Raw genomic sequence first — 18,568 nt, forward strand, 5'->3', positions numbered from 1 at the left:
TGCTCAAATGCAGCAACAACGTTGATAAGTTGATCTTGGTTCGACATGTTTGCGTCCTGATGAATTAGTCGCAGTCATTAAATCAGATCGAAAAATAGAAGTTGAGCTATGCTCTCGTAAGCTCACAATTAATCAGCTAGATTTAACTAATACAACTGCTCTTAACGAGTACAACAGGCTTAAAAAGGGCTCAATAGATGGTGATACTAATTCCCAATATTTGTTAGGCGTAATCCTTTATCGTTGCATTATTGCCCCCCGTAATAAACATAGTTTAGAGAAAATGATAAATGATGGATATCAGGAAAGAGCAAATGGTTATCAACACGAACAAGGACTTATTCATAGTTATAAATTTTGTGAAGGGGTTACTGATGATATGCTTAATCTGTCTATTAAATTAATCGAAAGTGCAGCAGAAAGCGGTAATGTATTGGCTATGAATACCTTTTCTGTAATGGCGACAATAGATGAAAATTTAGACGGTAACGAACTAGAGAAAGCGATAAAAGAGTATCGAAAAAAGAGAGATAATTATCTTCAAATTTCCATGCAAAAAGGAAGTGTATATGCACTTATTGCTAAAGGCCTAGATTTTTACTTATCTGAAACTCATAAAATTCAAGCTTATGCTTATCTGAAGGTTGCTAATACATATCAACCATCAAAAAGCTTTGAAAATTTAATGACTGCTATTAGGAACGATATTTATGAGTATGAGATCTACGAAGCTGAAGCATTATTCAAAGAGATGGTTGAAGAGTTTGGTACAACAGAAGGTGTGAAGCTTATTCAAAAAAACTCGAGAAATTAAACTTATTTACAGTCTATTTCGTGATTATTCAATGACCGTTCGTGGCACTGACTTGACCATAAGTTATTGAAAAGGTTAAGGTCTGGTTAGAGATTAAGAGACGTCCGCCTTATAATAAAGACAACACTATTTTCTGTATTTTTTAAGGAAGAAAAATGCCAAAAACCGTAATTTTTATCACTTGTTTATTTTTAATTAGCTGTACTTCAACGACAGTAAATAACGAAGTAATAACATTAGTAACTCTTCAAAACAATGACCTTTTTTACCGTGGTGAAATTACTAAGTCGTCAAATCAAACAGTATTTGAGCTTTATAACCAAACGGAAGTTAAGCCCATCAAGTTAATAATCTCTAGCCACGGAGGAGACATTGAAGCAGGGCTAACTTTAGGAGAATGGGTTTTACGAAACAAACTTAATATAGAGGTTTCTAGGTTATGTGCATCATCTTGTGCTAATTATGTTTTTACCGCAGGAAATCAAAAATATCTGAATAAGGATTCTGTATTACTTTGGCACGGCTCAGCGTGGTCTAACTACGATGACCACAAAGATAACAAACATTTTCGAGATTACATAAAACCACTTAGAAAGCGTGAAGCTGACTTTTTTGCCCATATCGGTGTGGACAATATTATCACCACCTATAGCCACGATATGACTGTTATAGAGCTTATAAAAAGGTACTTAGGTATTGGATACAAGGGGTATGACTTTTCTTTAGAAGATATGAACAAGTTAGGTGTTAAAAACATAAGTATTTTAGGTGATGATTGGAATTGGAGAAAATATAGACCAGAAAGGTCTAATTGGATAAAGCGTGTTGAACTCAATAATGAGTATCAATTTACAGAAAAAAGGTTTTGGTTATAGTCTTATCGAACGTTGCTCTAGACAGTAATTTGACGTAAGTTATTGAAAGCGAACGGCATATTGAGCGATTAGCAGACTAAATTGGTCTGCACATTTTAGTTGAAAGGAACTCTCAATTTTTAATGAAACTATTAATAACTATAATTATTCTAATATACATCCCATTATTAGAAAGCCTCTATTCTTCAACCTTATGGGGGCTAAACTGGTACAGCCCTCTAGTGATGGATAAAGTAGGAAATTACCTATTATTCATTAAAATAGCATCCATTGGCTTAGGGCTATATTTATTATCAATAAATACGCTCCAACTAAGAAATTTATTTTCATCAAATTTACTATTTTCATTTCAAAAGGTTATTAACTTTATAGTAGGTTGCTTTCAAGTCGCTTTGCTGTCTTTAGGGCTACTCTTTATTGGCATTGAGGGTGATTTAAATAAAAAGCATCGAGAAGAAAAGTTTGATGGGTTTTCTATTTACGCTTTAACTTCTGACCCTGGAGCCATGGGAAAGGCTTATCACTATTTTTACATTAAATGCCCTAAGCCCATGGGACGATATGGATTAACCTTAATTAAAAAATTTGATTGGCTAGGTAAGTTCGAATTTGATGTATCACAAAACATTCTTTCAATAAAAACGAGTGACGGTAATGTTGAGGAACTTGATATTTCGACTTTGAAAAATTGCTCTAACAACTAAATATTTCAGAGAGACGACTGACGGCAAATGGCACTGAACGACCGGATCAGGCCTTACGTCTTGCTTTCCTTCTTAGAACCCAATCGAATAACGGGAAAGCCAGAACTTAAAAGTTTCAAAAGTCTGCTTTCAGGCTTGTGCATTTGAGTGCGTTAGATAGCAGCATTCAATTTTATGCATTGATTGAACTCTGCTAGCCCAAACCAAGCCGTCAGCAATGTCGCAATAGTGATCATAAACTTAGGTTAATAATTGTGAGCCTAGCATTTCCGTTTTGTGGCATGAACGGTCATCTCGGAAAACTTCGTGTTGTGGAAGTTGATGAATATTAAAAAACCGGGTCCGCTGTCGGTCCAGGTGCGGATGGTGATACTCATACCAGCGGATGTTTGATTGCATTAGATTAATTTAGTTGGATGTGCTCACTGATATAATCCAAAAAAACAACGCAACCTGTTGTTCATTGCATTAGCGGAATAAAAAACGGCATAAATAGCAATAGGCTGTTTTATCGTGTGCTCTTCAAGTAATGGGATCAACCGCCCTAAAAGAACATCTTCATTCGCGGTAAAAGATGAAATACAAGCGATACCACAACCTTGTACCGCAAGTTGCTTTAATGTCTCACCGTTATCGGCGAGTGTGCTCGGGCTGATCTTGATGAATTTATCATCATCACCAGCCAGCGCCCAAATGTTTAAGTTTTCATGTTTAGCAAAACCCAGGCATGAGTGGTTTTGTAACTGCGAAACACATTCGGGGTAACCGTGTATTTCAATATATTCGGGAGAGGCAAAAAGCTTACGGTAACATTCGCCTAATTTTCTAGCCTTTAGGTGCTCTTTGTTTATCACTTAAATATGACTCGATGTTATTAGCCTGCACTATCATTTCATAAGCATTGTTATATAACCATTCACCTTCTTGGGTTAAATACACTTTACGAGTTGTCCGGTTAAATAACGTCGTTGTTAATTTATTCTCCAATTTCTTTATCGTTCGACTGACCACCGATGAGGTAATAGCTAGCACCTCCGCGGCTTTACTAAAATTCCCACTATCAACTACAGTGATAAATATTTCTAACTCTTCCAATTGAATTTTTAACATCTGATTTCCACGGTCAATTATCGTTATTTATGAATTAGTGTAATGCAATTGAAGCCATTATTGCATTGGCATGCATTCAGAAGCGGCCAAAAGCCTAGGCATTACTGATGGCAAAATTGCCGCAGTATCTTATTGGCAAACTAGCATTGAATTTAGTGATAAAGAGCGTGCCGCTCTGGCGATGACGATTGTGTCACCAATATTAAAGACAAAGGGCTGCCAAATGACGTATACCGCGCCGTCGATGAATTTTTCAGCGAGCAAGAAATCGCCCAGTTGATCGTACTCATTTCGACAATAAATGCGTGGAATAGGATCGGGGTATCAACGTTTGCGCATTAATTTTAGCTGCCTTAATTTTACCTGCATCAAAGGCGGTATAGTAAATGACTTACTCAACTTCAAGCATTGATATTACCCACTTTTGCAGCGCATCTTCGTTGTAGCGCGGATGCCAGGCCGCAATGACATCAAATTTATCAGGTGAATGTTTAAGGGTAAGCTCAACCAGGTCGAGCCCGTTAATTGCTCGGGAAGGCAAAAATGCTATTGAATCAGTCGTTTCGAGGTACATTGGGACGATAGAAAAACAGGGGGCGGATACGACAATATTGCGTTTTAAACCAAACTGCTTAAACCAATCGTCAATAGAGCCTTTAAAGTTCGGGCGAGAGGGAGAGGCGATAATGCTTGGGTAGCTTGCGACTTCAGCCAGCGAAGGCGTGGTTTGCGCGATAGGTGAGTTAGGCGATGCCACACAAACATGGTGCTCTTCAAATAGTTTTACTATCGGGTAGCTATCCGGAATGTAATCAGGAAAGGCTATCGCTAAATTTACCTTGCCGCTTTCCATTAATTGATGAAGTTTATCAATTTCAAAGTCTCTGACGATCAGTTTTAAATTGGGCGACTGTTGCCTTAATTTGGAAATCAAAGCGGGTAAAACCACTTGTTGAGCGTAATCGGTTGCAACGATAACGAATGTGCCACTGATGGTTTTAGGATCAAATGTGGTCGGCGATAGCAGTGCTTTAAAGTCATCTAATAGTTTATCCACTCCCTGGGATAACTCTTCAGCGAAAGGTGTGGGGACAAAACCATTGGTTTTTCTGAGAAACAACCTGTCGTTAAAAACATCGCGTAACTTTTTTAAGTGTTCGCTCACCGCCTGCTGAGTGAGCCCTAATTGGTTGGCTGCTTTTGAGGCATTTTGTTCTCGAATCAGCGCCTGAAATATCCTTAATTGTTTAATGTCTAATCGGTCTAATTTACTCAACGCTTACCGCCACTGTTATCTATGCACCAGAGAGCAAGGTAACACATAACAACTAATTCTTGTATCACTAACAACAAATCATTGTTTCTAATTGTTTTGTCAGTTCTTTATTATTTCTCCATCAACTCAAGTTCAAACAAAGTTAAATTAAAGGAGAGTCAAATGAAAACAGTTATATTAATCGGTGCATTAGGTAAAATGGGGCAAGCAGCATTAACCGGGCTAGGCAAGCACAAGGTCATTACTGCCGGTCGCTCTGGTGCTGTTGACCATATTGTTGATATTACCAGTGAACAATCGATAACCGCGTTATATGAAAAAGTGGGTCACTTTGATGCGGTGGTAAATACCGTGGGTTTTTGTGAATACGCCAGTTTTAGCGAAATGACAGAAGCACAGTGGCTGACGACAATCATGAGTAAAATGATGGGGCAAATTAACTTAGTGCGCATTGGTCAACAATACATTGCCGATGGTGGCTCATTTACCTTAATAAGTGGCATTCTAAATATGAAACCTATCCCATATGCCATTGCCGATGCAACAACAAGTGGTGCCATTGATACCTTTGTGAAATGTGTGGCCTTTGAAATGCCAAGAAATACGCGCATCAATGTCGTCAATCCTACTGTGCTCGCGGAAGCATGGGACGTTTATGGTGAAATGATGCCGGGATTCGAACCCGTTCCAGGAAAACTTGTCGGCAAAGCGTTTGAACGTGCGGTTGATGGCTTCATTACCGGTGAAGTTATTGTGGTTGATGCTTAATCGTTATCCTGCAAAGCCTAGCAATGCATAGGCTTTGCATAGCAAAAATGGGTAAATGAATTAATATTAAGGAGGTATTCCCTTAGGTTATGCCTGGCCATAGAAATTGAATGCATGACGCTCCCATACTTGGGTATACTGATTTTTTTAGTAGTATCATTAATTCAAATTACACCTCTTGCAATATGAGTACAATAATGAAAAAGAGTTTATTTACCGCCGCTGGCTGCTTCGTTCTTATTAGTCAATTTGCTTCGGCAGAAGTGTTGATTAAAGGTCGCTTACTCACTGAAAACCAGCAGCCAATTGTACAGGCTGAGGTTCGCTTTTCAGGCTTAAGCACGAAAACTGATAAGCAAGGTTACTATCAAGTTAAGGTTGATGATGCTGATACTTATCAGCTTAACTTTAGCAAGCAAGGGTTTTATCCAAGCGTGCAAACCTTTAGTCACTTTGAGTTAAGCAACCAAGCCTCAAAGTTGACCATTGCCGATATCACCCTGGTTGAAAAAACGAAAGGCCGCGTTATGCTGGCTTTTGGCGGTGATGCGATGATGGGACGTCGGTACTATAAACCTTATTTTGGTGATGAGGTATTGATAGATGATGATTCTCGCACTGTCGATAGCCGAGCCATTGTGGAAAACGTAAAACCCTATATGAGTTTGGCCGATATGGCTGCGGTTAATTTGGAAACCCAAATATTTGCCAATAAACCCGGCGATGCCGCGCCTAAATCCGTGGCATTTTACTCGAAACCGGAAATTCTCGATGCCTTAACCTGGGCCGGAATTGACTATGTCACCCTGGGGAATAATCATACCTATGATTATAAAAAATCGGGATTAGAAACTTCGCTCAAACATATGCGGGCATCAAAACTTGCTTTTTCAGGTGCGGGTGTTAATGAAGAACAAGCGTTAAAGGCTTATCCAACAAACATTAATGGCGTTGATTATGGCATGTTGGGCTATGTTGGCTGGGAAGGTCGGGCAACGCCAAATCAAGTGGCAGAGCAAGACAAAGGAGGCGCTGCGTTTGGTTCACTGAACAACATTATTGCTTCAGTTTCAGCACAAGTGGACGCGGGTCGGGTGCCGGTAGTGCAATACCATGGCAGCCAGGAGTACAGTAACAACCCCACCGGCGTAACAGAAAAGCGCTTGAAAGCCGCAATCGATCATGGCGCTGCCTTAGCTATCGCCCATCATCCCCATGTTACCCAAGGCATAGAGCTATACAAAGGTAAATTAATCGCTTATTCAATGGGGAATTGTATTTTTGATCAGTATATTCCATCAACCCCATATAGCTTTTTACTGTACGTTTGGATGGACCAAGGTAAATTTCATCGCGCAGAAATCGTGCCCATTTATTTAAAAGGCTATAAGCCAACACCGGCAACCGGCATTAACCGTTATACCACAATGAAACGTATTAGCACATTGTCGGCACAACGTAATACTCATATCGGTCAATCGGGGGGCACGGCGTAATTACTCCCGAACAACCACAGGTAAATAGTCAGCACGCGAGCATTGCCTTTCCTGACAATTCCACCACCGCGCCACTGTATCTATTGCCATGGCAAAAGAGCTTAGCGCAGGTAAGTATGCCTAACAATATCTCTTCTCGTTTAGGTGTTAACCTAATGAATGGTAGTGACTTTGAGAGTTTTACCTATTTTAATGCGAATGAACGCAGTTGGCGTTTTGATCGTAAGCACACGGTAATCAATAATTATGGCGCCAGTGGCAGTAAAAGTTTAGGGGTAACGGTTAATAGTAATCAAACCAGTGAAGTGGGATTGCAGGCCTTTCGTCGGAAATTTAAAGGTGATATTCCAACCACAGTTACCGCTAAAGTGAAAACGGATAATACGGCAACAATACGTTTTTACTGGCAAGGCAGGCGCTATGATCAGGGGTTTTTTCAGGCTCGCAAAGAAAGCGAAAAACATTTGATTGGCGCTGTTGATTTAGCGGGATAATCCGCTTGGCAAACGATTGAATTTGATTTTGATTCAGTACGGCATAATTACCCGAGTAAAGGCTATCGCGCTTATCGGGTACTCGCTGAAATTGAATTAGCCGATGGCCGTACGGGCAAGGTGGATATTGATGATTTCGCGGTTATCGAATGGCAAAGCGCCTTTACTGAACTCAGTACACCTTTTCATACCAGTGTCGAGTCTAAGCAAGCCCCTTATATCGGCATCAATAAGCCTACCCGTGACGCGGTAAAGGTTACGCTTCAATAATCTTGAAAAACCAAGACTTTGAGCCAGCTGGCTGCGAGCAACTATCAGTCTGTTTATCCTAACTGATACGCAATCTGCTGGTAGCTCGATGCTAGCCGCGTAGCGGGCTAGGGGTTAGGCCAGCAGGTGATAGTCAGGTTAATTTACAGTCAGACCAGCATAAATGCCTATAAGTTGAATATTCATTCCTAAAAACAAAGCCTTACAAATACGGTGTAATCTTTGCATTTAGCCGTTGTATAAATATGCTTATGCAAGGTAGGTAATGGATAACAACAAGAAAAACTCATCAGGAGAAGAACGTCGGAATGTGTCATTAACTAACCAAATGTTATGGGATCACCTTAACCCCGCACAAAAGGTAGCGGCGAGCTCATTATTTCACTTTGGCTTTCGCCTGAACTTCATTCGAGCATCAACTACGGATGCAATTGTTGGATTGCTGCTCGATGGCAAACCGGCAACCATAAATAGGCATGGAGTAATTGATATAAGTCCTGACATTAGTATGCGAAGATAGCTAACTGATACCTTTGCGGTGTACTCGACAATGTATGCAAAACATGTGCAACGATAAACTCACTCAACAGCGGATGCCGGTTGCAAAAAACACCACGCTGAGCAGTTTACCTGCAAAACTAAGGTTATGAGTCAGCAGCTGCCTGTCAGGTTAATTTACAGTTAAACCAGCAAGAGCTGCTGGACGTTAAATATTTACACGTAAAAACAACATCTTGCAAATACGGCACAGTCTTTGCTCTTAACCGTTGCATACATGCATTTTTATAAGATAAGTTATGGAAAACAGCCCTATAACATCACAAGAAGCCGAAAGACGGTATTTATCATTAAGTAACCAAACGCTATGGGCTAAACTCAACCCCGCGCAAAAAGTAGCTGCCAGCTCTTTATTTCACTATGGGTTCAACTTGCTTTTCATTCGAATATCACTTAGTGATGCAACCGTTGGATTGCTGCTTGATGGCAAACCAGCAACCATAAATAGGGCCGGGGATATTGATATAACTCCAGTGATAAAAATTCGAAAGTAAGGAAGAATGGCATAAGCTCGATCTTGTTGTTGGCTGAAAATGTAAGGGTGATGAGCAAATTTCAACAGTGCAGGAGGAAGCAAAAACCTTTCCTCCAATGTAAGTGCAAATGGGCTTTAATGCATTTAGGCTTTGGTTACTAATCACACTTTTTGGCTTTGTGTTAGATTTCGGTTATCAAAAAAAGTAAATATCTTTAATGCCTACAGGGTAGTTCTTTCTAGAATGGAGACGATTAAATTAGGAACACAATATGTTCAATATATATAGATTGCTCGGGGTGATCTGGTTGTGTCTTTTAGTAATTTCGATTTCTGGTGAACGTTCAGTTGTCAGTGATGATCGCAAAAAACAGGCTCAAATAAAAATTAATGATCTAACAACGCCGTGCGAATTTGACCCGGAAAAAGTGCCAGAGATGGTTAAAATCCCCGCTGGTGATTTCAAAATGGGGGCCATTAGTTCACCATTTTTCAAAGATAAAAATGCCAGGCCAGTGCACCGTGTTTGGATAGATTCATTCGAGATGAGTCGCTGTGCGGTAACCGTCGCGGCATTTAGACAGTTTGTCGAGTTGACTGGCTACGTTACCGATGGCGAACGCAAAAAACCTTATGCCAGCCCGGCTAAAAAAGGCTGTATGGGCTGGAACGTCAAGAAAAAGCAGTGGTTGTTTTCCCCGGAAGGCTACTGGAAAAATCCCGGCTTTAAGCAGACAGAACAAGAGCCAGTTACCTGTGTTAGTTGGAATGATGCCATGGCGTACATCACGTGGTTGAACAAACGCTATAATGCGAATTTCCGACTGCCAACTGAATCGGAGTGGGAATATTCAGCCAAAGCGCTAACTGGTGTCCAAGTTGAGGATGTCAATATTAATCACGAAATATGTGAATTCGCCAATGGCGCTGATCTATCTACTCAGAACGAAGCTTGGTGGGACACTAGCATGGTCGCCAGCGATTGTGACGATGACTACGCCTATATGGCACCGGTTATGAGTTTTAAGGCTAACCGATGGGGCCTTTATAACATGCAAGGAAATGTGTGGGAATGGGTTCAGGACTGCTTTCATGAAAACTATAATGGTGCGCCTGAAAACGGCACTGCCTGGCTAAATGACGACGCTGGTGATTGTGATAACCGGGTGTTAAGAGGGGGCGGCTGGATCAGTCGGCCATCGGCATTGCTTTCAGTGAAACGCAATTGGTATCAAATTGATGTGGCTGACTATGCCACTGGATTTCGATTAGCACAAGGAAGCAACGCGATGCTTCAACAAGGCCAGTAACCATAAATAACCGGGAGTCATTATGAGCAAAGTTTCGCTTGCATCACCGCTGGTTGGCCCCGAGCAGAATTTAACCGAACTGACCTTTAAAGCCTTAATTCTCGGCGCTTTACTTTCTATGATCTTGGCGGCCGCTAATGCCTATATTGGCTTATTGGTTGGTCTCACCGTTTCTGCATCCATTCCTGCTGCTGCCGTGTCTATGGGGGTATTGCGGTTATTTCGCCGTTCTACCATTTTAGAAAATAACATGGTGCAAACTGCGGCTTCGGCTGGTGAGTCACTGGTTGCCGGTATAATCTTCACCATTCCGGCCTTAGTCATGATGAATGCCTGGACCGGTTATGAGTATGGCCCTATGGTGGCTATTGCCATTTTGGGCGGTGTGTTAGGTGTGGCTTTTACCATTCCGCTCAGACGGGCATTAATTGTCGATGCACAATTAAAGTTTCCGGAGGGTGTTGCCACGGCCGAAGTACTGAAAACCGGCGGCATCGCAACGGATAAAGATCACCCCGACCATGTGCCCAATGAAGATGCCGCCAAAGGGGTAAAAACGTTATTAATTGCCGCCGGCATCGGCAGTTTGTTCAAGTTGCTGGAGTCGGCATTCGGGCTTTTTGCCGCCGGGATAGCCACGACCAAAAGCTTCCTAGCCGGCAAATATTTGTTTATCGGCGATATCACCCTGAGCCCTGCTCTGGTGGGGGTTGGTTATATCGTCGGCTTAAATATTGCGGTGTTGGTGTTTCTTGGCGGGGTGATTGGCACCTTAGTTGGCGTGCCGCTAAACTGGTGGTTTAACTCTGAGGCGATCATGCTTGCCAGTGATCTGGATCCCAGCACACCCTGGGCACAATTAAGTCTCGACAATTGGCACGATTTGGCGGTTCAGTCTTGGCAAAACTGTCGTCGCATTGGTGTTGGCGCCATGATGGTGGGGGGGCTCTGGTCGTTAATAAGCTTAGCCAAACCACTATATTGCGGAATAAAGGCCAGTATTCACGCGTATAAAGCGGCAAAATCCGGTACAACAGACAATGTCTTGCGTACTGAGTTTGATACTCCGATAAATTATGTGGCGCTACTGATATTAATTTCTATCGTGCCTTTGTATTTTATTTTTTATAGCGCCCTGGCCGATTATGAGGGCAAAGTGTTTATTGCCAGCATTATGACGTTGCTGATGTTACTTTTTGGTTTTGTCTTCTCGTCGGTTGCCGGCTATATGGCGGGCTTAGTGGGCAGCTCGAACAACCCTATCTCTGGGGTTACCATCGCCACGGTTATTGTTTCCGCGTTAATCTTACTACAATTAATGGGCAATCAGGGACTGGCCGCAACCTTAGGTCCTATTGCGGTGATTTACCTGGCCGGCATGATTTGTTCGGCCGCGGCCATTGCCGGTGATAATATGCAAGATTTAAAGTGTGGTCATGTGCTTGGCGCGACGCCGTGGCGGCAACAAATTTTTCAGGTGATAGGCGTTTTGGCTGCGGCTATGGTTATCCCATTTGTTTTAGACCTTCTCGATAAAGCCTATGGCATAGGTCGGGCAAGTTTGTTGAACCCTGAGGCAACGCCATTATCGGCGCCTCAGGCCGGTTTGATGCGCGATTTGGCGACCGGTATTTTTGGTTCTGGCATTGCCTGGAACTTTATTTTTATCGGTTTCGCGCTGGCCGTAGTGCTCATTGTTGCCGATACCATTCAACAAAAACGGGGTTCAGATTTTCGATTTCCCGTGTTGGCAGTAGCCGTCGGTGTCTACCTGCCGCTAGGCTTATCGGTGCCTATTTTTATCGGCGGTATCATTGCCCATAGAGTGAACCGTAAAGTACTGCAACCGTCTGCAAGTATTGCAAAAAAACGGGAAAACAAAGGTCTGTTGATAGCGTCAGGCTTGATCACTGGCGAAGCACTTATGGGGGTATTAATTGCCATTGTTGCGGTTACCTGGCAAGGTTCAATTCCGCTGATCGATGATTTCAGCTTAGCCGGCTGGTTTGGTTTCATCGCGTTGATGCTCGTTTGTGTATATTTGTACCGCAAGGTTGCGGCAAAGTAGTGATCGAATGGTTTAATTGGAAAGCAGTTCGAGGTTGTGTTGTTCTTCGGAACATACACGCTCTGCGGCTTTAAACGCTGGCCATTGTTCTAATTGGCAAACTAATTTTTGTTGCCACTCTTGTTCTTGCCAAATTTGCCCATGCCGTATGCCATCGGCTAGCCAAAGGCCTTTTTTCGCTTGTGATAGATTAAATAAATCGACGCTATGTTGTTTGTCGATGACTCTGTCGGCTTCACTGTGCACCAGTAAAGTTGGAATGTTACTGAGTTTGGCGATGAATTTTTCTGGGGCATAATCGTCAGGTAAGCCCATGCTCAACGGGTACTGAAACGTCCATAAAAGCCAGGATTTTCCCAATAATTCTCGAAATACCTTTCGATGAGAGGTAAATGTGCTATCTATGATCAATCCGTTCACGTCAATATCTTGGTGTAACCCAAGCATGCCCACGGCAATTGCGCCGCCCAGGCTTTGGCCAAGTACAATAATATTATCTTGGCTGTCTTTATTATTCTTTAACCAGTAATATCCGGCGGTCGCATCATCAATCACAGATTTGAAATCAGGCTCTCCTTGTGAGCGGCCATAGCCCCGATAATCGATAATAAATACATTCCAGCCATGATCGGTTAACCAATACAAACTGCTAATGTGGTAGCTTAAGTTTTGCGCATTACCATGGAGAAAATAAACGGTTCCTTTAGGGACTGGTATTTGACTCGTTTGCTTCGCCGTTAAGTACCAGCCGTGCAATTGGATTCCATCCATGGAGTTAAATAAGACAATTTCTCGTTCAAAGTTAAAGTGGCCAGGGGAGTCGACCAAATCCTTACTCGGCCAAAAGAATAAACTTTGGCATCCGGATAACAAAATTGTCAATACAACTAACAAGGGGATCGTTAGTTGTTGTACTTTTCTCACCGTGCCAATCTCGATAATAAAGGTCATATATTTTAAAGGGTAGCCTAAAGTTTTTGACCTACAAGTTATTTAACCAAAGTACTTTAACGGAATAATAAAAATTTGTAGTAATTTCTATTTTGTGACGATATATTTAACCAGCAATAAAAATTGCACATTAATAAAAAAAACATATTCAGGGAATATTTATGAAAAAGACACTTTTATCAGCGTTAATGGTTAGTTCATTAGCCGCCTCCGCTTTAACATCTACTGCCGCAGTATCAGCTGAACAAAAAGAAAACTTAAATCCATGGACCGACTGTGGAATTGGTGCCATGATTTTTACTGAAAACGGTACTGCAGCCGCAATATCAAACGTTATTTGGGATCTGGGAACAACAGCGGTTTCATCGAATGTTTCATCGCAAAACTCTTGTGGCAGTAACAAGGCTAAAACGGCCATGTTTATCAAAGCAACCATGCCAAAATTAGAGCAAGAAATTGCTACAGGTGAAGGTGAGTACGTTACGGCGATGCTTGAATTACGTGGTTGTGCAGTGACAAGTCACCAGGGAATCGTAAAAGCTGTTCGTCAACAACAGCAAGACCAATCAAGTGATACTGCAGAAGAATTCTATAACAATCTAGAACAAGTCGTAGAGTCAAAATTTTCCGGTGCTTGCGCTAGCGTATAATTAATTCACCGATTCAAAGAAAATGGACCTGATCAGGTCCATTTTTATTTTATCATTTTATACTTATACCCTGGGTAGAGTCGACCAATGAAGGCACGTTTAATCTTAGTATGGACGCTTTTGTCCTGTTCCCTTTCCGCCTTCGCTCAAGATAACATCACTGATCTAGAACTGCTTTCCGGCCATGAACAGTGGTTAAAACTGCTCCATTATAAACGTCTAACAACGGGGCATGACGACAATGAAAGCTATGTGGTAAGTGATGATTTTTTTCTAAGCGGCAAAAAGCATGCAGACCCTTTAGAGGAGCTGATAGCCACTTTAGACGCCATTAATATGCCAATGGTGGCGGAGGCCAATAACCACGCACAATGTAAATTTCCAGCACGCCTTATGTTTTTACAGCAACATCTCAATGTAATGGCTGCGCCATCATTTACTAAAATTGACTGCCCAGACTACAACAACTGGCGCACGGACGCTGGCATCCATTCCATTAGCGTTATTTTTGCTTCTGGTTATATGAGTAACCCTGCATCGATGTACGGTCACCTTTTTCTGAAGTTAAATCGAAATGGCAATAAAAGTGATTTACTTAACTACAGCTTAAATTATGGTGCCATTGTTCCGGATGCTGAAAATCCAATAGTGTATATATTGCGAGGGATCTTTGGTGGTTATGATGCCGCTTACTCGGATAAACAATTTTACCGTCATCATCACAATTATGGTGACGTTGAGCTGCGTGATATGTGGGACTACAAACTCAACTTGTCAGCCGCAGATATGGAACTGCTTGTTGCCCATATTTGGGAGCTATTACCAGCACGTTTTGACTATTATTTTATCGACGAAAACTGCGCCTTTCATATTGCCAAATTGCTTGAATTAATCTTGCCAGCGCCCATCATCTCAGATGACAGTTTATGGGTATTTCCTAGTTCCGTCGCTAAAGGCATTGCCAATGGTAAATCCCTAAATGGCGAGTTATTAGATGCGATTACGTATATCCCCTCCAGAGAATCTCTTCTAGCCTTTCATTACCAACAACTTTCTCAAGTTCAGCAAGACATTGCCCTGAAGTTAATTCAGTCGGATTACCAGTTTAAGCAAAATCAGGCTTACCTTAACTTGGACAGTGACAGCCAGTCTCAAATTGTTGAGGCTTTATTTCAATATCAAGATGTGCTCAAACAAAAACACCCTGAGCAATCAGCTTTAGCAACCAATTCCCGCAAACTGGTGCGTGAGCGGTTAGCACAACCGCCGGGTAAAGCATTAAAGCAAAACGTTACCACCGAAAAAGCACCTCCGCACTTAGGCATGCCACCGTCTAAGTTTTCTTTTGGTGGTTTACATCATAATGACCAGGACTATGTAAGCACAGGCTTTAGAATGACCTATTTTGATGATTTATCAAACAGTATTGCTCGCAGCAAGTTCGCCAATTTAGAAATGCTTGATGTTGAAATAATTGCCAATAGCACGGATATCAAGATACTCAAAGTCGACTTGATCGACATCGATTCACTGTTTAGCGAATCGATTGACTGGAGCAGAGAAGACAACTTCGCCTGGTCGGTACGCGCAGGGTATGAGCAGCTAAGAAATGATTGTATTGATTGTGGAATTTACTTTGGTGAAGGCGAATTGGGTAAGTCCTATGCATTTACCAATTCCATTGTTTACGCCATGCTCGGCGGGAAGGTATATGCTGGGGTTAAAGATGATGTGGTGTTAACTGCAAAACTTGGACTAATCACCGGATTTAGTGTGAAATTGAAAGCCAAAATTGAAATAAGGCAACTATCCAGAGTCAACCTAAACTCTGCTTATGACTTGCAACTGAATGCGGAATTAAATTACAACATTGCTAAAGATTGGGAAATCCGGCTACAAATACAACAAGCTGAAGCGACGACGATAGGGTTAAAGTTTAATTATTTTTGGGATTTTTAGTTTTGTTTTAATTATGAAAATATGTACCACCGTTTAACTAACTGCTTATTAATAATCAGTTTTTATGGTGAAATTGTATAGGTACAGACATCTCTAAGTACGTTGCCAGCCAAAGCTGGTTAACCAGGGCCTTGCAATACCCAATTGCCAAGTCGATGGCCGATGATTTTGATTTAATTGATGTCATAGCCATTATCAGCGCAACTACGATACTGATCATTGATGGCAAGCAAGACACCATATACTTTACTCCCTCACAGCAATTACTGGCGAAAGCCAAACAAGCGAAAGTTTTGCTCAGTTATGATGGTGGTCATATTGCGACATTTTCCGATGTCGACAATCAACAACTCATGTTGCAATTTATGCAAAAGTACCAAAATCACAACTAATGCACTATTTTTAATGCAATATTTTCGTTAATTGCAAACCTTTATATTGCGATTTATCCCGAGTAGCTATATACTTTGCTCAGCTTTGACGTGGAATGGTGATTTACCTACAACTCTAAGGTAAATGCCCCTAAGTTTCACGTGCCTGTATCAGATTTTGTTATGTTTTTAGGTAAACTTAAACTATCTTTTACTTGAACACAAAGGGTTGTGAAAATAAGCCCCGCGTGAATGGGGCTTTTTCGTATCTGGAGCTTTATTTTATCTGCGCTCGTTACGATATGCTTGTAGATCTTAATGCCAGTTGCGTACTGGTGTTTTTACTGGGCTTTATGCCCATTTTTTGTTTTTGGAGAAAATGATTGAGCAATTTTGAACAAAAATTATCTGAGATGTTGCGCCCTGCGGTTGAAATGACCGGTGTGGAATTATTAGGCATTGAATATATTAGTGCGGGTAATCACTCAGTATTACGTTTGTATATCGATCATGAAAACGGTATCGACGTTGATAATTGTGCCGAGGTGTCACGCCAGGTGAGTGCAGTTTTAGACGTTGAAGACCCAATTAGTACAGAATACAACCTCGAGGTGTCATCTCCGGGTGTCGACCGACCGTTATTTACCAAACCACACTTTGAAAAAGTGGTGGGGGAAACGGTCGAAGTAAAACTGGGCATGCCATTAAATGGCCGCCGTAAGTTTAAAGGATTATTAGAAGCCGTTGAAGGTGACAATCTGGTTGTTGTCGTTGACGGTGAAGATTTTGATTTGCCGATCTCAAACATCGACAAAGCGAATCTAATCGCAAAATTTTAAGGTTTACATTTAGCTTGGAGCTAAATGAATAGTTAAAGAATTAGTTGTATAAGAATATAAGTGAGGCAAGATTCAGATGAGTAAGGAAATATTGCTAGTTGTAGATGCCGTATCCAACGAGAAAGCACTATCACGCGAGAGCATTTTTGAAGCAATGGAAACCGCTTTAGAAACAGCAACCAAGAAAAAATACGAAGGCGAAATTTTAGTTCGCGTTGAAATTGACCGTGAAACCGGTGAATTTGATACCTTCCGTCGTTGGGAAGTGGTAGAAGATTCCGATGAGCCAATGGAAAATCCATACGCGCAAATGGGGTTAGCCGCGGCTCAATTTGACAATGCAGAATTAGAACTTGGTGGTTTTGTTGAAGATCAAATCGAATCAGTAAAGTTTGACCGTATTACCACACAAACCGCTAAACAAGTCATTGTGCAAAAGATTCGTGAAGCAGAACGGGCGAAAGTGGTTAATGAATACGCTGACCAGGAAGGTGAAATTATCACTGGTGTGGTGAAAAAGGCCAGTCGTGAAAGCGTCATTCTTGATTTAGGTAACAATGCTGAAGCCGTTATTTTCCGTGATGAAATGCTACCACGTGAAGTGTTCCGTCCAGGCGATCGGGTTCGTGGTTTATTGTTTGAAATTAAACCAGAAGCGCGTGGCGCACAATTATTTGTCTCTCGTGCCAAACCTGAGATGCTGATTGAATTATTTCGTGTTGAAGTGCCAGAAATTGGCGAAGAAATGTTGGAAATTAAGGGGGCGGCCCGTGATCCTGGCAGCCGAGCAAAGATTTCGGTTAAATCTAATGACAAACGCATCGACCCGGTGGGTGCCTGTGTAGGTATGCGCGGTTCACGGGTACAAGCGGTATCTGGTGAGTTAGGTGGTGAGCGTGTTGATATCGTACTTTACGATGACAATTCGGCACAATACGTCATTAACGCCATGGCACCAGCGGAAGTTACGTCAATCATCGTTGATGAAGACAACAATACCATGGATATCGCCGTTGAAGAGGGTAACCTGGCGATGGCCATTGGCAAAAGCGGTCAAAACATTCGTTTAGCGAGCCAGTTAACTGGTTGGGAATTAAACGTGATGACGGTTGAAGACATGAAAGCCAAACACGAAGCCGAAAACGATAAAGTTCTGTCTTTGTTCACTGACAAGTTAGACCTGGATGAAGATTTTGCCACCATGTTGGTGGAAGAAGGCTTCACCTCTTTAGAAGAGATAGCCTACGTACCCGTGGCCGAGTTATTGGAAATTGATGGCTTGGATGAAGATATTGTTGAAGAGTTGCGTGAACGTGCGAAAGCGGCACTTACTACCGCAGCATTAGCATCGGAAGAATCCCTTGAAGATGCAGAGCCAGCACAAGATTTATTAAATCTTGAAGGCATGGAAAAACACTTAGCGTTTGTCTTAGCCAGCCGCGGTGTAATTACTCTTGAAGATCTAGCCGAGCAAGGTGTTGATGAAATTTCTGACATTGAAGAGCTTAGCGAAGAAAAAGCCGGTGAATTAATCATGGCTGCACGTAACATATGCTGGTTCAACGAAGAATAGACCTGGC

General features: G+C 41.8%; 19 protein-coding genes. 15 read left to right on the forward strand and 4 right to left on the reverse strand.

Annotation, left to right across the window (positions count from 1 at the left end; translation table 11 throughout):
* The first annotated feature begins 49 nt into the window (after positions 1 to 49).
* The 3 genes from ND16A_RS09290 to ND16A_RS09285 all read left to right on the forward strand — a co-directional run bounded on the left by ND16A_RS09290 (position 50) and on the right by ND16A_RS09285 (position 2,393).
* On the forward strand, positions 50 to 814 hold the full coding sequence (locus ND16A_RS09290) for a hypothetical protein (RefSeq protein ID WP_033077620.1): 765 nt from the start codon (positions 50 to 52) through the stop codon (positions 812 to 814).
* A gap of 155 nt (positions 815 to 969) precedes the next feature.
* Positions 970 to 1,689, forward strand: a complete 720-nt coding sequence (locus ND16A_RS20235; RefSeq protein ID WP_052073074.1) for an ATP-dependent Clp protease proteolytic subunit — start codon at positions 970 to 972, stop codon at positions 1,687 to 1,689.
* Positions 1,690 to 1,811: 122 nt separating this feature from the next.
* Positions 1,812 to 2,393: a hypothetical protein gene (locus ND16A_RS09285; RefSeq protein ID WP_033077621.1), complete on the forward strand. Its 582-nt coding sequence runs from the start codon at positions 1,812 to 1,814 to the stop codon at positions 2,391 to 2,393.
* A 422-nt stretch (positions 2,394 to 2,815) separates the two neighbouring features.
* On the opposite strand, the gene ND16A_RS09280 is transcribed toward ND16A_RS09285, so the two are convergent.
* Positions 2,816 to 3,247, reverse strand: coding sequence for a LysR substrate-binding domain-containing protein (locus ND16A_RS09280; RefSeq protein WP_033077622.1), 432 nt, complete (start codon positions 3,245 to 3,247; stop codon positions 2,816 to 2,818).
* Positions 3,219 to 3,503, reverse strand: a complete 285-nt coding sequence (locus ND16A_RS09275; protein WP_033077623.1) for a LysR family transcriptional regulator — start codon at positions 3,501 to 3,503, stop codon at positions 3,219 to 3,221. Before ND16A_RS09275 ends, ND16A_RS09280 begins: the two co-directional genes overlap by 29 nt.
* A 64-nt stretch (positions 3,504 to 3,567) precedes the next feature.
* On the opposite strand from ND16A_RS09275, the gene ND16A_RS19935 reads away from it, so the two are divergent.
* Complete coding sequence (locus ND16A_RS19935) at positions 3,568 to 3,783, forward strand: carboxymuconolactone decarboxylase family protein (RefSeq protein ID WP_327144467.1); 216 nt, start codon at positions 3,568 to 3,570, stop codon at positions 3,781 to 3,783.
* 111 nt (positions 3,784 to 3,894) lie between these two features.
* On the opposite strand, the gene ND16A_RS09270 is transcribed toward ND16A_RS19935, so the two are convergent.
* Positions 3,895 to 4,779 (reverse strand): LysR family transcriptional regulator, encoded by an 885-nt coding sequence (locus ND16A_RS09270; protein WP_033077624.1) that lies wholly within the window; start codon positions 4,777 to 4,779, stop codon positions 3,895 to 3,897.
* 162 nt (positions 4,780 to 4,941) lie between these two features.
* Here ND16A_RS09270 and ND16A_RS09265 point away from each other — a divergent pair, with 162 nt between their 5' ends.
* The 6 genes from ND16A_RS09265 to ND16A_RS09250 all read left to right on the forward strand — a co-directional run bounded on the left by ND16A_RS09265 (position 4,942) and on the right by ND16A_RS09250 (position 12,218).
* Positions 4,942 to 5,547 (forward strand): short chain dehydrogenase, encoded by a 606-nt coding sequence (locus tag ND16A_RS09265; RefSeq protein ID WP_033077625.1) that lies wholly within the window; start codon positions 4,942 to 4,944, stop codon positions 5,545 to 5,547.
* 197 nt (positions 5,548 to 5,744) lie between these two features.
* Entirely contained in the window at positions 5,745 to 7,043 is a 1,299-nt protein-coding gene (locus ND16A_RS20240) for a CapA family protein (protein WP_052073076.1), read from the forward strand.
* Positions 7,044 to 7,159: 116 nt separating this feature from the next.
* On the forward strand, positions 7,160 to 7,537 hold the full coding sequence (locus tag ND16A_RS20245) for a hypothetical protein (protein ID WP_152593859.1): 378 nt from the start codon (positions 7,160 to 7,162) through the stop codon (positions 7,535 to 7,537).
* A gap of 120 nt (positions 7,538 to 7,657) precedes the next feature.
* Positions 7,658 to 7,807 (forward strand): hypothetical protein, encoded by a 150-nt coding sequence (locus ND16A_RS21300; protein ID WP_160173508.1) that lies wholly within the window; start codon positions 7,658 to 7,660, stop codon positions 7,805 to 7,807.
* A gap of 1,305 nt (positions 7,808 to 9,112) precedes the next feature.
* Entirely contained in the window at positions 9,113 to 10,150 is a 1,038-nt protein-coding gene (locus tag ND16A_RS09255) for a formylglycine-generating enzyme family protein (protein ID WP_033077627.1), read from the forward strand.
* Between the two features lie 22 nt (positions 10,151 to 10,172).
* Entirely contained in the window at positions 10,173 to 12,218 is a 2,046-nt protein-coding gene (locus tag ND16A_RS09250) for an OPT family oligopeptide transporter (RefSeq protein ID WP_033077628.1), read from the forward strand.
* A 12-nt stretch (positions 12,219 to 12,230) separates the two neighbouring features.
* On the opposite strand, the gene ND16A_RS09245 is transcribed toward ND16A_RS09250, so the two are convergent.
* Positions 12,231 to 13,169 carry an alpha/beta hydrolase gene (locus ND16A_RS09245; protein ID WP_052073079.1) on the reverse strand — a complete coding sequence of 313 codons (939 nt, stop codon included), beginning with the start codon at positions 13,167 to 13,169 and terminating at the stop codon, positions 12,231 to 12,233.
* A 161-nt stretch (positions 13,170 to 13,330) separates the two neighbouring features.
* Between ND16A_RS09245 and ND16A_RS09240 the strand changes: the two genes are divergently transcribed.
* From ND16A_RS09240 to nusA, 5 genes are all read left to right on the forward strand, one after another.
* Entirely contained in the window at positions 13,331 to 13,819 is a 489-nt protein-coding gene (locus ND16A_RS09240; protein ID WP_033077629.1) for a DUF3015 family protein, read from the forward strand.
* 87 nt (positions 13,820 to 13,906) lie between these two features.
* Entirely contained in the window at positions 13,907 to 15,778 is a 1,872-nt protein-coding gene (locus ND16A_RS09235) for an Lnb N-terminal periplasmic domain-containing protein (RefSeq protein ID WP_033077630.1), read from the forward strand.
* 131 nt (positions 15,779 to 15,909) lie between these two features.
* Positions 15,910 to 16,170, forward strand: coding sequence for a hypothetical protein (locus tag ND16A_RS09230; RefSeq protein WP_152593860.1), 261 nt, complete (start codon positions 15,910 to 15,912; stop codon positions 16,168 to 16,170).
* 362 nt (positions 16,171 to 16,532) lie between these two features.
* Positions 16,533 to 16,988 (forward strand): ribosome maturation factor RimP, encoded by a 456-nt coding sequence (rimP, locus tag ND16A_RS09225; protein WP_033077632.1) that lies wholly within the window; start codon positions 16,533 to 16,535, stop codon positions 16,986 to 16,988.
* A 76-nt stretch (positions 16,989 to 17,064) separates the two neighbouring features.
* Complete coding sequence (nusA, locus tag ND16A_RS09220; RefSeq protein ID WP_033077633.1) at positions 17,065 to 18,561, forward strand: transcription termination factor NusA; 1,497 nt, start codon at positions 17,065 to 17,067, stop codon at positions 18,559 to 18,561.
* Positions 18,562 to 18,568: the final 7 nt, after the last annotated feature.

This window comes from Thalassotalea sp. ND16A (assembly GCF_000764205.1).
Taxonomy (GTDB): domain Bacteria; phylum Pseudomonadota; class Gammaproteobacteria; order Enterobacterales; family Alteromonadaceae; genus Thalassotalea_A.

Bases quoted from the DNA above. Each gene is read 5' to 3' on its own strand.
- ND16A_RS20235 (WP_052073074.1), top strand. From the start codon at position 970: ATGCCAAAAACCGTAATTTTTATCACTTGTTTATTTTTAATTAGCTGT.
- ND16A_RS09285 (WP_033077621.1), top strand. From the start codon at position 1,812: ATGAAACTATTAATAACTATAATTATTCTAATATACATCCCATTATTA.
- ND16A_RS09275 (WP_033077623.1), bottom strand. From the start codon at position 3,503: ATGTTAAAAATTCAATTGGAAGAGTTAGAAATATTTATCACTGTAGTT.
- ND16A_RS09265 (WP_033077625.1), top strand. From the start codon at position 4,942: ATGAAAACAGTTATATTAATCGGTGCATTAGGTAAAATGGGGCAAGCA.
- ND16A_RS20240 (WP_052073076.1), top strand. From the start codon at position 5,745: ATGAAAAAGAGTTTATTTACCGCCGCTGGCTGCTTCGTTCTTATTAGT.
- ND16A_RS20245 (WP_152593859.1), top strand. From the start codon at position 7,160: ATGCCTAACAATATCTCTTCTCGTTTAGGTGTTAACCTAATGAATGGT.
- ND16A_RS09255 (WP_033077627.1), top strand. From the start codon at position 9,113: ATGTTCAATATATATAGATTGCTCGGGGTGATCTGGTTGTGTCTTTTA.
- ND16A_RS09250 (WP_033077628.1), top strand. From the start codon at position 10,173: ATGAGCAAAGTTTCGCTTGCATCACCGCTGGTTGGCCCCGAGCAGAAT.
- ND16A_RS09245 (WP_052073079.1), bottom strand. From the start codon at position 13,169: ATGACCTTTATTATCGAGATTGGCACGGTGAGAAAAGTACAACAACTA.
- ND16A_RS09240 (WP_033077629.1), top strand. From the start codon at position 13,331: ATGAAAAAGACACTTTTATCAGCGTTAATGGTTAGTTCATTAGCCGCC.
- ND16A_RS09235 (WP_033077630.1), top strand. From the start codon at position 13,907: ATGAAGGCACGTTTAATCTTAGTATGGACGCTTTTGTCCTGTTCCCTT.
- nusA (WP_033077633.1), top strand. From the start codon at position 17,065: ATGAGTAAGGAAATATTGCTAGTTGTAGATGCCGTATCCAACGAGAAA.